At 74.9% G+C, this 16,343-nt stretch carries 13 protein-coding genes and 1 tRNA gene; 8 read left to right on the top strand and 6 right to left on the bottom strand.

Translation table 11 applies throughout. The features are described 5' to 3' along the window. Positions 1–8 precede the first annotated feature (8 nt). The 5 genes from msrB to ACN20G_RS03545 all read left to right on the top strand — a co-directional run bounded on the left by msrB (position 9) and on the right by ACN20G_RS03545 (position 4,362). Positions 9–416, top strand: coding sequence for a peptide-methionine (R)-S-oxide reductase MsrB (msrB, locus tag ACN20G_RS03565; protein ID WP_424211244.1), 408 nt, complete (start codon positions 9–11; stop codon positions 414–416). 100 nt (positions 417–516) lie between these two features. Continuing rightward, positions 517–894, top strand: coding sequence for a type II toxin-antitoxin system RelE/ParE family toxin (locus ACN20G_RS03560; RefSeq protein ID WP_424211243.1), 378 nt, complete (start codon positions 517–519; stop codon positions 892–894). Beyond that, positions 891–1,223, top strand: a complete 333-nt coding sequence (locus ACN20G_RS03555; protein ID WP_424211242.1) for a helix-turn-helix domain-containing protein — start codon at positions 891–893, stop codon at positions 1,221–1,223. The genes ACN20G_RS03560 and ACN20G_RS03555 overlap by 4 nt, the downstream gene beginning before the upstream one ends. A gap of 183 nt (positions 1,224–1,406) precedes the next feature. Further along, positions 1,407–3,470 carry a phosphocholine-specific phospholipase C gene (locus tag ACN20G_RS03550; protein ID WP_424211241.1) on the top strand — a complete coding sequence of 688 codons (2,064 nt, stop codon included), beginning with the start codon at positions 1,407–1,409 and terminating at the stop codon, positions 3,468–3,470. Between the two features lie 133 nt (positions 3,471–3,603). Next, positions 3,604–4,362, top strand: a complete 759-nt coding sequence (locus ACN20G_RS03545; protein WP_424211240.1) for an alpha/beta fold hydrolase — start codon at positions 3,604–3,606, stop codon at positions 4,360–4,362. Between the two features lie 17 nt (positions 4,363–4,379). Here ACN20G_RS03545 and ACN20G_RS03540 read toward each other — a convergent pair whose 3' ends face one another. The 3 genes from ACN20G_RS03540 to treZ all read right to left on the bottom strand — a co-directional run bounded on the left by ACN20G_RS03540 (position 4,380) and on the right by treZ (position 7,604). Further along, positions 4,380–5,498 carry an alpha/beta hydrolase gene (locus ACN20G_RS03540; RefSeq protein WP_424211239.1) on the bottom strand — a complete coding sequence of 373 codons (1,119 nt, stop codon included), beginning with the start codon at positions 5,496–5,498 and terminating at the stop codon, positions 4,380–4,382. 138 nt (positions 5,499–5,636) lie between these two features. Continuing rightward, positions 5,637–5,709: transfer RNA gene (locus ACN20G_RS03535), tRNA-His, on the bottom strand. Positions 5,710–5,843: 134 nt separating this feature from the next. Beyond that, entirely contained in the window at positions 5,844–7,604 is a 1,761-nt protein-coding gene (gene treZ, locus ACN20G_RS03530; protein WP_424211238.1) for a malto-oligosyltrehalose trehalohydrolase, read from the bottom strand. Positions 7,605–7,714: 110 nt separating this feature from the next. On the opposite strand from treZ, the gene ACN20G_RS03525 reads away from it, so the two are divergent. Both ACN20G_RS03525 and ACN20G_RS03520 read left to right on the top strand, forming a co-directional pair. Beyond that, positions 7,715–8,296: an FHA domain-containing protein gene (locus tag ACN20G_RS03525; protein WP_424211237.1), complete on the top strand. Its 582-nt coding sequence runs from the start codon at positions 7,715–7,717 to the stop codon at positions 8,294–8,296. Between the two features lie 43 nt (positions 8,297–8,339). Next, complete coding sequence (locus ACN20G_RS03520) at positions 8,340–8,861, top strand: N-acetyltransferase family protein (RefSeq protein WP_424211236.1); 522 nt, start codon at positions 8,340–8,342, stop codon at positions 8,859–8,861. A gap of 22 nt (positions 8,862–8,883) precedes the next feature. Here the strand turns inward: ACN20G_RS03520 and ACN20G_RS03515 are convergent, their stop codons facing one another. Together ACN20G_RS03515 and treY are read right to left on the bottom strand one after the other, a co-directional pair. Continuing rightward, positions 8,884–10,317 carry a M14 family zinc carboxypeptidase gene (locus ACN20G_RS03515; RefSeq protein WP_424211235.1) on the bottom strand — a complete coding sequence of 478 codons (1,434 nt, stop codon included), beginning with the start codon at positions 10,315–10,317 and terminating at the stop codon, positions 8,884–8,886. A gap of 49 nt (positions 10,318–10,366) precedes the next feature. After that, the gene (gene treY, locus ACN20G_RS03510; protein WP_424211234.1) at positions 10,367–12,670 is read right to left on the bottom strand and encodes a malto-oligosyltrehalose synthase; all 2,304 of its coding nucleotides are present in this window, start codon (positions 12,668–12,670) and stop codon (positions 10,367–10,369) included. 82 nt (positions 12,671–12,752) lie between these two features. On the opposite strand from treY, the gene ACN20G_RS03505 reads away from it, so the two are divergent. Further along, on the top strand, positions 12,753–14,138 hold the full coding sequence (locus tag ACN20G_RS03505; RefSeq protein ID WP_424211233.1) for an MFS transporter: 1,386 nt from the start codon (positions 12,753–12,755) through the stop codon (positions 14,136–14,138). On the opposite strand, the gene glgX is transcribed toward ACN20G_RS03505, so the two are convergent. Beyond that, positions 14,123–16,240, bottom strand: coding sequence for a glycogen debranching protein GlgX (glgX, locus tag ACN20G_RS03500; protein WP_424211232.1), 2,118 nt, complete (start codon positions 16,238–16,240; stop codon positions 14,123–14,125). The two genes, ACN20G_RS03505 and glgX, sit on opposite strands and share 16 nt — an antisense overlap. Positions 16,241–16,343 lie beyond the last annotated feature (103 nt).

The following is a 16,343-nucleotide window of genomic DNA, read 5'->3' as shown; positions in this document are numbered from 1 at the left end:
ACGACACCATGGCGTACGAGGTGGAGAAGACGGACGAGGAGTGGCAGGCCCAGCTCACCCCGTCCGAGTACCGGGTGCTGCGCCTGGCGGGCACCGAACCGGCCTTCCGCGGGGAGTACACGGACACCAAGACGGAGGGCGTCTACACCTGCCGGGCCTGTGACGCGGAGCTGTTCCGCTCGGACACGAAGTTCGAGTCCCACTGCGGCTGGCCCTCGTTCTTCGACCCGAAGGACTCCGACGCCGTCGAACTGAAGGCGGACGTCTCCCACGGCATGGTCCGCACCGAGGTCCTGTGCGCCCGCTGCGGCTCCCACCTGGGCCACGTCTTCGAGGGCGAGGGCTACCCGACCCCCACGGACCAGCGCTACTGCATCAACAGCATCTCCCTGCGCCTGACCCCGGACGCGGGCTGAGAGTGGTACCGGTCAACATCGAAGTGCGGAGTTCATCCGTTGAGCTGAACATATAAGCGTTTCCTTCTTGTGCCCCGAGTCCTACGCTGGGATGCGGGGCATGAGCTGGGAGATCAACATCCACCCCTCGGTGGAGCGCTGGTTGTTGGCGCTCGCCGAGGGGGATCCGCACAGCGCGGATCTCGTCGAGGCCGCCGTCGACGTGCTCGCCGAGGTCGGACCGGTCCTCGGCCGTCCGCTCGTCGACCGGATCCAGGGCAGCAGGATCCACAACCTCAAGGAACTGAGGCCGGCCAGTTCGGGCGGCAGCGAGATCCGCGTCCTGTTCGTGTTCGATCCGAGCCGGGAGGTGATCCTCTTGGTGGCGGGGGACAAGGCCGGCCGCTGGAACCAGTGGTACCGGGAGGCGATCCCGGTGGCCGAGACGCGCTATGACGAGTACCTGGCGGCGGCAGAGAGGGCAGGTGGCGCGCGATGAGCGGTTACGTCAGTTGGACCGAGGCCAAGCGCCGGCGGCGCGAGGCCCATCCGGAGATCTCCGACGCCGAATGGGCGGCGCGCGAGCAGCGGGCGCGCACGGCGACCCAGGCGCTCGTCCTCGGCCATCACCTGCGCGAGCTCCGGGAGGAGCAGGGGCTCACCCAGGCGGCGGTCGCCGAGGCGGTGGGGATCTCGCAGGCCAGGGTGTCCCAGATCGAGCGCGGCGAGATCCACAACCTGGAGACGATGCGTTCGTACGCGGCCGCGCTCGGTGCTCGTGTCGTCGTGTCGCTCGAATACGGGGACCGCACCATCGGGGCCGCGTGACGCCGGAACGGCGACGCGCCGGGGGCGGGAAGCGGAGGTGATGCGTCCCGATGCGGGTGGGTGCGAGGCGTCGTTGGTCCGTTGTACGGGTAGCGGTCACCGGGTGGGCCCCGGACCGTACCCGAACGCCGCTCTGCTGGGGCCGCCCCCCACCCCGCTCCCTCACCCGCAGAGGTCCCCGCCGTGTCGGAACTGAACCGTCGTCGTTTTCTCCAGCTCGCCGGCGGCGCCGCCGCCCTGACGATGCTCGACGAGAGCATCGCCCGCGCCGCCGCCATCCCCGCCCAGGGCGCCACCGGCACCATCGACGACGTGGAGCACATCGTCGTCCTGATGCAGGAGAATCGTTCCTTCGACCAGTACTTCGGCACGATGAAGGGCGTCCGCGGCTTCGGTGACCCCCGTCCCGTGACCCAGGACAACGGCAAGTCCGTCTTCTTCCAGTCCAACGGCACCAAGGACGTCCCGCCCTTCCACCCCAGCGCCCCCGATCTCGGCATGAAGTTCGTCGCCGGCCTCAACCACGACTGGGCGGGCGGCCACGCGGCCTACAACAAGGGCAAGTACGACAAGTGGGTGCCGGCGAAGACCGCCGCGACCATGGCCTACCTCAACCGCGCGGACATCCCCTTCCACCACGCCCTCGCCGACGCCTTCACCGTCTGCGACGCGTACCACTGTTCCTTCATCGGGGCCACCGACCCCAACCGCTACTACCTGTGGACCGGGCACACCGGCAACGACGGCACCGGCGGCGGGCCGGTCCTGGGCAACCAGGAGGCCGGCTACGGCTGGAAGACCTACCCGGAGCGCCTGGAGGCGGCCGGGATCTCGTGGAAGATCTACCAGGACATCGGCGACGGCCTGAACGCCGCCGGGTCCTGGGGCTGGATCAACGACGCCTTCCGCGGCAACTACGGCGACAACTCCCTGCTCTACTTCAACGCCTACCGCAACGCCGCCCCCGGCAGCCCCCTGTACGAGAAGGCCCGCACCGGCACCAACGCCAAGGCCGGCGACGGACTCTTCGACCGGCTGCGCGCCGACGTGGCCGCCGGCACCCTGCCCAAGGTCTCCTGGATCGCGGCCCCCGAGGCGTTCAGCGAGCACCCGAACTGGCCCGTCAACTACGGCGCCTGGTACATCGCGCAGGTCCTCGACGCCCTCACCTCCAACCCCGACGTGTGGGCCCGCACCGCCTTCTTCATCACCTACGACGAGAACGACGGCTTCTTCGACCACGTCGTCCCCCCGTACCCGCCGGCCTCCGCCGCCGAGGGCCTGTCCACCGCCGACGTGAGCCGCGAGCTGTACGCGGGCGGCGGGGGCTACGCCGCCGGGGTCTACGGGCTCGGCCCGCGCGTCCCCATGATCGTCGTCTCCCCCTGGTCCAAGGGCGGCTGGGTCTGCTCCGAGACCTACGACCACACCTCCGTCATCCGCTTCATCGAGAAGCGCTTCGGGGTCGCCGAGCCGAACATCTCGCCCTGGCGCCGCGCCGTCTGCGGCGACCTGACGGCCGCCTTCGACTTCCGCACCCCCGACGCCGCCCCGCCGGCCCTGCCCCCGACCGCCGGCTACCTGCCGCCCGACCGCGACCGGCACGACTCCTGGAGCCCCACCCCGCCCACCACCGGCGCCCTGCCCGTGCAGGAGCCGGGCGGCAAGCCGTCCCGGGCCCTGGGCTACGCGCCCTACGTGGACGGCGCGGCCACCACCTCCACCGGCAAGTACACCCTCACCTTCGCCCCCGGCACGGCCCTGGGCGCGCACTTCCACAGCACCTCCGGCAACCGCACCGACGGCCCCTGGCCCTACACCGTCGAGGCCGGAAAGACCCTCTCCGACACGTGGAGCACCAGCGCCTCCACCGGCAACCGGATCGACCTGACGGTGTGGGGCCCCAACGGCTTCCTGCGCACCTTCCGGAGCGCCACCAAACAGGCCGGCCCCGAGGTCACCGCCCGCCACAACGGCACCACCGGCAACCTGGACCTCACGCTGGTGAACAACGGCACGGCCACCGTCACCCTCTCCGTCACCCAGGCGTACGGCGGCGGCGCGGCCGTCCCGATCGCCGTGCGCGCCGGGGCCACCGCCACCCACACCGTGGACCTGCGCTCCTCCGGCCGCTGGTACGACGTGACGGTCCGCTCCTCCGCCGACAGCGCCTGGCTGCGGCGGTTCGCCGGCCGCGTGGAGACCGGCGCCCCCGGCACCTCGGACCCGGCGCTGCGCACCTCCTGACCCCGCCGACGCGGTCGGTCCGGGTGTGGACGGACGGGGCGCCGGGCAGGACTGTCCCCGGCACCCGGCGCGCCCCGAGGCGCGCCGGGCACCCGTGCCCCGTGCCCCACCCGGATCGACCCGCGGAGTCGCCATGAGCCCTGTCGCCCACCGTCGCATCGGCACCGGCCCGGTGCGCGTGATCGTCCTGCACGACTGGTTCGGCACGGCGGAGCACTGGGGCGCGGCCCTGGACTGCCTGGACCCCGAGGGCTTCAGCTGGGCCCTCCTCGACTACCGGGGCTACGGCCGGCGCCGCGAGGTGCCCGGCGCGTACACGGTGCCCGAGATCGCCGGGGACGTGCTCGCGCTCGCCGACGAGCTGGGCTGGGAGTCCTTCCGGCTCGTCGGCCACTCGATGGGCGCCAAGGTCGCCCAGCAGGTGCTGGCCCGGGCCCCGGGCCGGGTGGAGCGGCTGCTGGGCGTCGCCCCGGTGCCCCCCGGCCCCTACGAACTCGACGAACAGGGCCTGGCCCTCTTCCGGGGCGCCCGGGACCGGCCCGAGAACCGGCGGGCCGTGATCGACCTGGTCACCGGCCGGCGGCTCGGCGACCGATGGCTGGACGCCATGGTGGAACGGTCCCTGAGCGACTCCCTGCCCGAGGCGTTCGGGGCCTATTTCGAGAGCTGGCACGCGCTGGACCTCGAACCCTCCGTCAAGGGCAGCCCGCTGCCCGTGCGGCTGCTCGTCGGGGCCTTCGACCTCGCGCTGGACGCCGAGTTCATCGCGCGCACCTGGCTGCCCAGCTACCCGAACGCGCGGATCGAGGTCCTGCCCGGCACCGGCCACTACCCGCCGCACGAGACCCCCGTGGCCTTCGCGGCGGCCGTCGAGGAGTTCCTGCGCGACTGACCGGGACGCCCCGGCCCTCAGCGCGGGGCGCGGAGTCGGCCCACCACCCACTCCAGGGCGGGCCGCACCTCGCGGCCCCAGGTCTCGTAGTTGTGCCCGCCCCGGTCCAGCAGGATCGACGAGGCCCGGGCCGGGGCCCGCACCGCCGCCAGGAACTCCAGGGTCTCGGGGTACTGGTGCTCGCCCTTGCGGCTGCTGGCCACCAGCAGGGAGACGGGCGGCTGCGGCAGGTTCCGCAGCCGCCACAGCAGGTCGTTCTCGCGCCGCAGCCGCTCGTCCCCCGCGAACAGGTCCCCGGTGTCCGCGTCCCGCGCCGCCCGGTAGGAGGCCGAGAGTCCGGCCCCGACCCGGAAGGCGTCCGGGACCCGCAGCGGGAGCTTCAGCGCGCAGTACCCGCCGACCGAGTTCCCCATCACCCCCCACGCCCGCGGGTCCCGGGTCAGCCCGTAGTGCCCGGCCACCGCCGCCGGCAGGTCCTCGGCGAAGAAGGTCTCCGTGCGCGGGCCGCCCGGCACGTCCACGCACTCGGTGTCCCGGGGCGGTGCCACGGTCGGCGTGGTCATCACCAGCACCGCCGGTCGCATCGCCCCGGCCCGCACCGCGTCCAGCGCGTGCTGCGGGTAGTGGAACAGGTCCAGCAGCACGCGCGGGGTCGAGGGGAACCCGCTCAGGGCCAGCACCACCGGGAACCGGGCCCGCTCCGCCGGCGAGGCCGCCAGGAACGCGGGCGGCAGGTGCACGTAGCCCTCCGCCGACAGGCCCGTGCGCGGCCCGCGCACCGTCACCGCCTCGATCCGACCGATCTCCGCCGGGTCCGAGACCCCCCGGTGCCGCCAGGCGTGCGTGCCCCGGACCACCAGGTCCCCGGCCCCCGGGACCACCGGGCCGGACAGCCGGTCGTCACGTTGCAGGGCGAGCAGGTCCCGCCACGAGGAGTAGAAGCCGAAGCCCGCGTTCAGCCCCAGCAGCACCGGCAGCCCCGCCGTGAGGGTGACGGCGAGCAGCAGCCCGATCCGCCCGCACACCGCCCGCGCGCCCGGACCGGCCGCCCGCGCCCACCAGCGGACGGTGCCCGCGAACACGAGCAGGGCGAGGAGCGAGGCGAGGACGAGGGCCGCGGCACTGTTGATCGGCATCAGGGGGACCTCGTGAAGGGTGCGCGGAATGTCGGGTTTCGTTGCCGATTGTCCCCGATGGGACCCCGCCCCGGTCCGTGCCCGGACGTGAAAACACCCGTAGGGGCGCGAGAAGAACTCGCGCCCCTACGGGATCAGGGTGAGTGACGGGACTTGAACCCGCGGCCCCCTGGACCACAACCAGGTGCTCTGCCAGCTGAGCTACACCCACCACGCGCCAAACCGGACGACCATGCGTCCGTTCGACGTGCTTGCACAGCATAGCCGATCCCGGCCGGGCTCCCGCACCCGGTTTGTCGAGGTCGGGAGCCCGACCCGGCGCGCGCGGCGAGGGCGCCCCCGGGATCAGGGACCCAGCACCGCCGCCGACCGCGCCGGCACCCGCAGCCGACCGTCCGGCCCCGGATGCGTCACCGGCTCCCACGCCGCCAGCACCCGCACCCCGTTGCGCCCCAGCGCCACCGTCGCCGGCTCCTCGCCCAGGTTCACCACCACCCGCACGTCACCGCGCCGGAACGTCAGCCACCGTCGCTCCTCGTCGAAGGCCACCCGCACCCCCGCCAGATCCGGGTCCCGCAGGTCCGGCAGGGTCCGCCGGAGCCGGATCAGCGTCCGGTACCACTCCAGCAGCCGCGCCCCCTCCGGGCCCTCCGGCTCCTTCCAGTCCAACCGCGACCGCTCCACCGTCGCCGGGTCCTGCGGATCGGGCACGTCCTCCAGGGACAGGCCGTGCCCCGCGAACTCCGACCGCCGGCCCCGCCGCACCGCCTCCGCCAGCTCCGGATCGGTGTGGTCGGTGAAGTACTGCCACGGGGTCCGCGCCCCCCACTCCTCGCCCATGAACAGCATCGGCACGAACGGCCCGGTCAGCGCCACCGTCGCCGCGCACGCCACCAGCCCGGCCGGCAGTCCCGCCGCGAGCCGGTCGCCCAGGGCCCGGTTGCCCACCTGGTCGTGGGTCTGGGTGTAGCCCAGGAACCGGTGCGCGGGCGTGGTCCGCCGGTCCACCGGCCGGCCGTGCCGCCGGCCCCGGAAGGAGGAGTACGAGCCGTCGTGGAAGAAGGCCCGGTTCAGGGTCTTGGCCACGGCCGCCAGCGGGGCCCGCGCGAAGTCCGCGTAGTACCCCTGCGCCTCGCCCGTCACCGCAGCGTGCAGCGCGTGGTGGAAGTCGTCGTTCCACTGCGCCGACATCCCGATCCCGCCCGCCGCGCGCGGGGTCGTCAGTCGCGGGTCGCAGGCGTCGGACTCGGCGATCAGGAACAGCGGCCGGCCGGTCTCGGCGGCCAGCGCGCCCACCGCCGCCGACAGCTCCTCCAGGAAGGTCAGCGCCCGCCCGTCGACCAGCGCGTGCACGGCGTCCAACCGCAGCCCGTCCACCCCGTGTTCCCGCAGCCACATCAGCGCCGAGCCGATCAGGTGGTCGCGGACCTCGTCCGAACCCGGCCCGTCCAGGTTCACCGCCGCGCCCCACGGAGTGTGGTGCGCCTCGGTGAAGTACGGCCCGAACGCGGGCAGATGGTTGCCGGAGGGCCCGAAGTGGTTGTGGACCACGTCCAGGATCACCCCGAGCCCCCGCGCGTGCGCCGCCGCCGTGAACCGGTCCAACCCGGCCGGCCCGCCGTACGGTTCGTGCACCGCCCACGGGGCCACCCCGTCGTAGCCCCAGCCGTGCACCCCCGGGAACGAGCACACCGGCATCAGCTCCACGTGCGTCACCCCCAGCTCCACGAGGTGGTCCAGCCGCGCGAGGGCCCCGTCGAAGGTGCCCTCCGGGCTGAACGTGCCCACGTGCAACTCGTAGATCACCGCGTCCTGCAAGGCCGCCGGCGCCCGGGGCCCGGGCGGGGCCGGCTCGGCCGGGGCCACGACGGCCGAGAGCCCGTCCGGCCCGTCCGGCAGCCGCCGCCCGCGCGGATCGGGCAGGGGCCGCTCCGCGTCGTCCAGCAGCCACCCGTACCGGTCCCCGGGCCCGGCCTGCGCCGACGCCGTCCACCAGCCCGAGCGCTGCGGATCGGGCCCCGCCTCCACCGTCTCCGATCCGCCCGCCACCGGCTCCCACCGGAGCCGGACCCGTCGCGCCGTCGGCGCCCAGACCTCGAATCGCACGGACGATCCCTCCGTTCACCGCCACTGTCCGGAACCCGTCCCGGCCCATCATGGCCGGTGAAGGGCCCGTCTTCTGGACACTCGGGCCATGACGGGCCGACAATCACCCCGTGACGTCCGGTTTCGAGTTGCCCGCCTTCCCCGCCCCGCGTCCCTCCGACGCCGAGCGAGAACAGGCCCTCGGCCTGCTCCGGGACGGCGCCGCCGACGGCCGCCTCTCCCACGACACCTTCCTGCGCCGGATGGAACTGGCCCTCGCCGCCCGCCGGATCGACGAACTCGCCGCGCTCACCGCCGACCTCGCCGACCGGCGCCCCGGCGGCCCCGTCAGCCGCCGGCTGTTCGGCTGGGTGGGCCGGGTCTCCGCCGTCAGCGTCGGCGTCCGCTCGGCCTGGCGCCGCGAACGCCTCCCGAAACTGCTGCTGCCCACCCGTCCCGTCGGCCCGCCCGGCGCGCCACCGGTGCCGCTGCGGATCGGCCGCGACCCGGGCAACGGCCTGCGCCTGACCCACGAGACGGTCTCGCGCAACCACGCCGAACTCGTGCCGCACGACGGACTGTGGCTGCTGCGCGACCTCGGCTCCACCAACGGCACCACCGTCAACGGCACCCGCGTCACCGGGGCCGTCGTGGTCCGCGCCGGGGACGAGGTCTGGTTCGGGCGCGTCGCCTTCCGCCTCTCCGCCTCCTGACCCGCCCGCCGGCCCGCCGCGGGCCTGTCGCAGGATGGGGCCCATGGAGCACACCGCACCCCCCGCCGCAGGCGGCGCCCTGATCCGCCGGGCCCGCCCCGAGGACCTGCCCCGGCTCGTCGAACTCATCGAGGAGCACGTCGCCTACGAGCGCGCCGCCCCCCGCCCGCCCGGCCTCGCCGACCGGCTCGGCCCGCAGCTCTTCGCCTCCGACGCCCGCCTGTGGGTGCTCGTCGCCGAACTCCCCGACGGCACCCTCGCCGGCTACGCCGCCTGCGCCCCCGAGTACGCCTTCTGGAACGCCGCGCACCACCTGCACATGGACTGTCTGTACCTCGCCGAGTCCGCGCGCGGCCGCGGCGTCGGCGCCGACCTGATGGCCGCCGTCGCCGACCTGGCCCGCGCCGAGGGCATGACCCAGGTGCAGTGGCAGACCCCGGAGTGGAACGAGGGGGCCGTCCGCTTCTACGACCGGCTCGGGGCCGTCGCCCTGCCCAAGCTCCGCTACTCCCTCGCCGTGCGGCCGGAGCCGGGGCCGGAGCCGGAGTCCGCGCCCGGGGCCTGAGCGGCCGACCGGCCCGGGGCGCTCAGGCCCGGGCCGGCAACGCGGCCTGCGCGGCCAGCACGGTGCCCAACTGGTGCTCCACCTGCACCGCCACCGGCACCGCGCGGGCCGCGAACCGCTCCGTGAACTCCGCGCACCAGCCCTCCACCCGCGCGTCCAGGGCCGCCGCCGTCGGATGCCCCGAGGCGTGCGCCGCCCGCGCCGCCATCGCCGCCGTCCGCAACACCAGCCGGCGGCCGAACGCGTCCAGGGAGGCCAACCCGCCCCGACTCGCCTCCGTCGGCGCGATCGGGGCCCGCGGGTCCGCCCACCGCGCCGCGATCCCCGGGATCATCTCCAGGGTCCACGCCGCCGCCCGCAACAGGGCCGCCGGCTCCGGCCCGGCCCCCGGCGCCCCCGGCCCCGAGGCCGCCACCAGGGCCCGCACCGCCCCGTCGATCCGGCCGCTCTCCGCCACCAACCGGGCCGCCAGCCGCGCCAACTCCCCGCGCGGGTCCGGATGCGGACGCGGATCGTCCACCGGCCCGCCCGCCCACATCGGCACCTCCACGATCGCGGTGGTCCCCCCGTGCCGGTGCGCGTGGTGCCAGGTGCTCAACCGGATGTCCTCCGGGTGGAAGGTGTCCGCCGAGGCCAGCCCCGCCGACGGCAGCACGAACACCCCGGGCCCCGGCGAGAGCCAGCCCGCCGCGTCCGAGGCCCCCGTCTCCACCGGCAGGCCCCAGCGCGCCGCCGACTCCGCGAACGGCCCCGTCAACCCCGGCAGCTCCCGGGTCAACTGCACCCAACTGCCCCCCAGGTCCGTGCCGTGCAGCGAGACCTGCAACCGGGGCCGGTGCCGGTCGATCAGCCCCATCAGGGCCAGCGTCTCCGGCGGCAGGCGATCCGCGGTCAGTAAAGACGGCGCCCACTCCGGCTGCTCCGGACCGGCCGGACGGTAGAACCCCCGGTGGTAGTCGAGCAGGGAGCTCGGCGCCGGCGTGCGGTGCAGGGCCGCCCCGTCCGGATCCGCGCACAGCAACACCTGCCACGGGGTGCGCCCCAGCGGATCCGGGCCCTCGGGCCGGTCCGGGGCCAGCAGCAACCGGGCCAGGGCCAGCGCCGTGCCCCCGCCCACCGGCTCGTTGGCGTGCGCCCCCGCCACCACCAGCACCCCGCCGGACTCCGCCCCGTCGGCCCCCGCGACCGACAGGGCCCACAGCGGCCGGCCGCCGCGCGAGCGCCCCACCCGACGCAGCCGCACCCGCCGGCCCCGCCGGGCCGCGCCCGGCCCCACCGGCACCAGGGCCCGCACCGCCGCCGTCAGCTCCTCCGGGGTCGGATGTCGGGTGGGCGGCACGGACAGGGCGCCGGCGAGGGCCGGCTCGGGCCGGCGGGGCGGCCGGGGCGCGCCGGGCACGGGGCCCGGCTCGGGGGGCTCGGACAGGTCGCGGATGAGGCTCACGGGAATTGCCATGCCCGCGCGCCCCCCGCCTGTATCCGAATCCGCCCGCGCACTCGCCGGGTCATCCCGACACCCGGCGCAGCACCAGGACGGGGCGGTCGCGGGTGAGGAGTTCGGCGACCGGGACGCGGCCGGAGCGGGTGGCGGGTTCGGCGGGGTCGGGCGCCGGGGCCACCGGGGCCCACCGGCCGGGGGGCAGGTCCAGGGTCGTGCCGTCCGGCCCGCCGCGCTCGGCCAGGCCGACCGGGAGCCGGGTGACGAGGGTCAGCACCTCCCCGCCCCGGGTGAAGCCGAGCACGTGCTCGGCGGCCGGGCCGCTCGCCCGGACCGGGGCGTAGGCCCCGAACAGCCCGGGTTCGGCGCGGCGCAGGCGCAGCAGGGCGGCGGTGAGCTCCCGCTTGCGGGAGTCGAGCCCGGCGTCGGAGCCCTCGGCCGGGCCGGTGCCGGTGTCGGGTCCGGTGCCGGGGAAGGCGACGGGGCGGCGGTTGTCCGGGTCCACCAGGGTCCGGGACAGGCCCTCGCCGCCCTGGTACACCTCGGGCACCCCCGGCATCGTCAGGTGCAGGGCCGTCAGCGCCAGCACGTTCGCCGCCTCCGCCCAGTCCGGCGGCCCGAGTTCGCCCTCGGCCCGCGCGTTCTCCCCGCCCGGCAGGTGGGCGGCGATCCCGGCCTCGTACTCCTCGTCCGGTTCGGTCCAGGTGGTGCGCAGTCCGGCCTCCCGGACGGCCTTGAGCAGGGCCGCGCCCAGCCGTTCGGTGCGGTCCGGTTCGGTGTGCGGGAGGGCGTAGCGGGTCTGGCGGGCCACCCAGGCCAGGTGCGGGTCGCCGGGTGCGGGCGGGCCCTCGGGGCCGGCGGCGGTGTCCGGGACCTCGGCGAGGACGGCGAGTCGGGCCCGCACGTCGGCGCTGCGCTTGGTGTCGTGGGTGGAGACCACGGTGCCCGAGTGCGGGAAGGTCTCCCACAGGCGCGCGCAGTACGCGTGGAACTCGTCGGGGGAGACGGCCGCCGCCCCCGGTTCCCCGCCGACCTCGCACGCCGACAGCAACGGCGCGTACCGGTAGAAGGCGCGGTCCTCCAGGGACTTGGCGCGCAGCGCGGCCGAGGTCTGCGCGAACCGGGCCGCGAACCCGGGATCGGCGCGCAGCAGTTCCAGGGCCCCGGCCAGGGCCCGCTCCCCGCCCGGGCCCAGGGCGCGGGCGGCGGCCGTGACGGCCTCGGTGGGCGGTTCGGGGTCGGCGGGGTAGCTGCGGTAGACGGGGTAGGCGAGGAGGAGTTCGGCGACGGCCGGGGCCGCGTCGGGGCCCGCGCGTCGGGTCAGCAGGTCGAGTTCGGCGGCCAGGTCCCCGTGCAGCACCTCGTGGGCGGCGCGGCGGGCCGACTCGGGCCAGTCCGGCAGGCCGGTCTCGGCGCGGAAGGCGCGGTCCAGCGCGGCCGGGCCGGCGGGATCGAGGAGGACGCCGTCCAGGCGGTGCAGGGCGTCGTAGCCGGTGGTGCCGGCCACCGGCCAGGAGGCGGGCAGTTCCTCCCCGGTCGCGGCGAGGATCTTCTCCACCACCACCCACGGGCGCGGTCCGACGGCCGCGCGCAGCCGGCGCAGGTAGCCCTCGGGGTCGGCGAGCCCGTCGACGTGGTCGATCCGCAGGCCGTCCACGACCCCGTCGGCCACGAGTTCGAGGATCTTGGCGTGGGTGGCGTCGAAGACCTCCGGGTCCTCGACGCGGACGCCGATCAGATCGCTGATGGTGAAGAACCGGCGGTAGTTCAGGGCGGTGCGGCCCTCGCGCCACCAGGCGAGCCGCCAGTGCTGCGCGGCCAGGGCCCGGGCGGGCGGCAGGTGGGCGGTGCCGGCGCGCAGCGGCAGCTCCACCCCGGCCGCCCGCAGCACCCCGGCCTCCCGGTCCACGACCGCGTCGGCCGGATCCACCGGCCCGGGGGCCACGGCGAGCAGGAACCGGCCGTCGTGGGCCTCCCAGTCCACGTCGAACCAGCGGGCGTACGGCGATTCGGGCCCCTCGCGGAGCACCTCCCACAGCGGCCGGTTGAGCCGTATCGGTCGGGGCACGGCCATGTGGTTCGGCACGATGTCCAGCACCAGCCCCAGGCCGAGCTCGCGGGCGCGGGCGGCCAGCTCGCGCAGGGCGCGCTCCCCGCCGAGTTCGGCGCGCACCCGGGAGTGGTCCACCACGTCGTAGCCGTGGGTGGAGCCGGGGGCGGCCTCCAGCACGGGGGAGAGGTGCAGGTGGGAGACGCCGAGGGAGGCCAGATAGGGTAGGGCGGCGGTGGCTGCGCCGAACGGGAACCCGGGGTGCAGTTGGAGCCGGTAGGTGGCGGTCGGTCGGTGGTCCGACGAGTACTGCTGGGTCATGAGAACGTACGTACCCACCCTGCTCGATTCCGTGCCATTGCACAGTGCGTTCGGGTGGTCACTCGGCGTTAGCGTGGGGCGAGTGCAAGAAACCGTCGAAACCTATCGAAAAGTCATCGCCCTGACCGGGCCCGTTCTGCCGATCCTCTCGTTCCTCGCCCGCCTGCCCGTGGCCATGTCGCAGTTCGGCAGCGTCCTGCTGGTCTCCGCGACCAGCGGTTCCCTCGCCGACGCGGGCATCGTGGGCGGCACCCTGTCCGTCGGCCAGGTGCTGTGCGGCCCCCTCCTGGGCCGGCTCGCCGACCGTCACGGACAGCGCCCGGTGGTGCTGGGCGCCGCCGCCGTCAACGCCGTCGCCACCGCCGCCCTGGTCACCGGGGCCCTCGCCGCCCTGGACACCGCGGCCCTCGCCGCTATCGGCTTCGTCACCGGCGCCTCGGTCCCGCTGATCGGCCCGCTGGCGCGCACCCGTTCCGTCGCGCTGGCGCACCGGGCGAAGTCCGACGAGACCACCGTGGGGGCCGTCCACTCGCTGGAGGGCACCCTCGACGAGGTCTCCTTCGTCTTCGGCCCGGCCCTGGTGGGCCTGGCCGCGCTGGTCGCCCACCCGGCGGTCGCCCTGATCGGCGCCGCCGTCCTGGTCGCCGGCTTCGGCACCGCCTACGCCCTGCACCCCTCGGCCGAGGTCACCGCCGGGGCCCGGACCGGCGCCGGGGAGGGCGCCGGTCCGCAGGCCCCCGGCGGTCGCGCCCGCGAGCGGCGCCGGATGCCCGGGGTCGTGTACTCCGTGCGGGCCTCGCTGGCCCTCCAGGGCGCCATGTTCGGCGCCTGCCAGGCCGGCATCGCGGCCCTGACGGCCGCGCTGGCCGTGCCCGGCCAGGCCGGTCTCGTGTACGCCGCGATGGGCGTGGTCAGCGCCGTCGTGGGGCTCGCGTTGGGCGCGCTGCCGGCCCGGTTCGGGCTGCGGCTGCGCTGGCGGGCGGCGACGGCCGCGGCCCTGACGCTGTCGGTGCCGCTGCTGTTCGTGAACGAGCTGTGGAGCCTGTACGCGGTGGTGACCGTCCTCGGCGCCGCGTACGCCCCGCACCTGATCACCGCGTTCGCGCTGACCGAGCGGGTGGTCGCCCCGGCCCGGCTGGGCGAGGCGATGGCCTTCGCGGCCAGCTCGCTGGTGGCTGGTCAGGCCGTCGCGCTGGCCGTCTCCGGCCGGCTGGCCGAGGCGTACGGGCCCGCCGGGGCCTTCGCGGTCGCGGTGGGCGCGGCGGGCCTGGCCCTGCTGCTGGCCCTGGTGACCCGGGTGCCCGCGGGCCGGCCGCACGCCCGTCCGGTCCCCGCGGCGCCGGTGGGGGCCGGCGGCGCGATGGCCGCCGAGCCCACCTGGGCCGCGCGCGCGACGGCCGACCCCTCGGACGCCGCGCGCGCGGGCGACCCGGACGGGCGCTCCAGCGGGGCCTACGCCGGGCGCTGAAGGACCACCAGGCTCCGGCCCGCCAGGGGCACCCGGTCGCCGGCCGCGTAGCGCGGTCCGGAGCCGGGGGCCCCGGGGGCCTCGGCCCGCGCCGTGTCCACGGCCACCCACCACTGGGCCCCGTGGCCTGGCGGCACCGTGAACTCCTGGGGTTCCGCGCCCGCGTGGAACATGAGCAGGAAGGAGTCGTCGGTGATCCGCTCGCCCCGGGTCCCGGGCTCGGAGATCGCCTCCCCGTTGAGGAACACGGTCAGCGAACGGGCGTGCTGGGCCTGCCAGTCCCGCGAGCGCATCGGCTCGCCGAGCGGGGTGAACCAGGCGATGTCGGAGAGCTCGTCGTGGGTGCCCTCCACCGGCCGGCCGTGGAAGAAGCGGCGGCGCCGGAACACCGGGTGGTCGCGGCGCAGCCACACCATCCGGCGGGTGAACTCCAGCAGCCCCGAGCCGGGCTTGCCGGGCTCGGGCCAGGCGATCCACGCCAGGTCGTTGTCCTGGCAGTAGGCGTTGTTGTTGCCGCGCTGGGTACGGGCGAACTCGTCGCCGTGGCTGAGCATGGGCACGCCCTGCGAGAGCATCAGGGTGGCGATGAAATTGCGCATCTGCCGCTCCCGCAACTCCAGCACCTCGGGATCGGAGGTCTCGCCCTCGACCCCGCAGTTCCAGGACCGGTTGTGGGACTCCCCGTCCCGGTTGCCCTCCCGGTTCGCCTCGTTGTGCTTCTCGTCGTAGGAGACCAGGTCGTGGAGGGTGAACCCGTCGTGGCAGGTGACGAAGTTGATCGAGGCCAGCGGGCGCCGGCCGTCGTCCTGGTACAGGTCGGAGGAGCCGGTGAGCCGGCCCGCGAACTCGCCCAGGGTGCGCGGTTTGCCCCGCCACAGATCGCGGACCGTGTCCCGGTACTTGCCGTTCCACTCCGTCCACAGCGGCGGGAAGTTCCCGACCTGGTAGCCGCCCTCGCCCAGGTCCCAGGGCTCGGCGATCAGCTTCACCTGGCTGACCACCGGATCCTGCTGCACCAGGTCGAAGAACGAGGACAGCCGGTCCACCTCGTGGAACTGTCGGGCCAGGGTGGCCGCGAGGTCGAAGCGGAACCCGTCCACGTGCATCTCGGTCACCCAGTACCGCAGCGAGTCCATGATCAGCTGGAGCACGTGCGGGGAGCGCATCAGCAGCGAGTTCCCGGTGCCCGTGGTGTCGGTGTAGTACCGCTGGTCCTCGCCGAGCCGGTAGTACGAGGCGTTGTCCAGCCCCCGGAACGACAGGGTCGGCCCCAGGTGGTTGCCCTCGGCCGTGTGGTTGTAGACCACGTCGAGGATCACCTCGATGCCCGCCTCGTGCAGGGCCCGCACCGCCGATTTGAACTCCAGCACCTGCTGCCCCCGGTCGCCCGAGGCGTAGCCGTTGTGCGGGGCGAAGAAGCCGATGGTGTTGTAGCCCCAGTAGTTGCTCAGCCCGTCGTCGGCCAACCGGTGGTCGTTGACGAACTGGTGCACCGGCATCAGCTCCAGCGCGGTCACCCCCAGCTTGGTCAGGTGCCCGATCACCGCCGGGTGGGCCAGCGCCCCGTACGTGCCCCGCAGCTCCTCCGGCAGCTCCGGGTGCCGCATCGTCAGACCCTTGACGTGCGCCTCGTAGAGCACCGTCTCGTGGTACTCGTGCCGGGGCGGCCGGTCGTTGGCCCAGTCGAAGTACGGGTTCACCACCACCGAACTCATCGTGTGCGGGGCCGAGTCGAGGTCGTTGCGGGAGTCCGGCCGCCCGAAGTGGTAGCCGTACACCTGCTCGCCCCAGTCCACCCGCCCGCTGATCGCCCGCGCGTAGGGGTCCAACAACAGCTTCGCGGCGTTGCACCGCATGCCGCGCTCGGGCTCGTACGGGCCGTGCACCCGGAACCCGTACCGCTGCCCGGGCATCACGCCGGGCAGGTACGCGTGACGCACGAAGGCGTCCGTCTCGCGCAGTTCGACGGCCGTCTCGGAGCCGTCCTCGTGCAACAGGCACAACTCGATGCGCCGCGCGGCCTCGGAGTACACCGCGAAATTCGTGCCGGCGCCGTCGTACGTCGCGCCCAAGGGATACGCCTGTCCCGGCCAGACCTGCATAGCTGCGACTCTTCCACTTCTGATCCGGCGACGGGGTTGTCTCCGCCAGATCTTCCCCGAAACCGGGGCTCGGTGTGCGGACTTGGACGCGTTCCACCGGGTG

It is taken from the genome of Streptomyces dryopteridis, assembly GCF_049606955.1.
GTDB lineage: Bacteria > Actinomycetota > Actinomycetes > Streptomycetales > Streptomycetaceae > Streptomyces.
The sequence above is the reverse complement of the archived record's forward strand: the minus strand, read 5'-3'. Positions and strand labels throughout refer to the sequence as shown.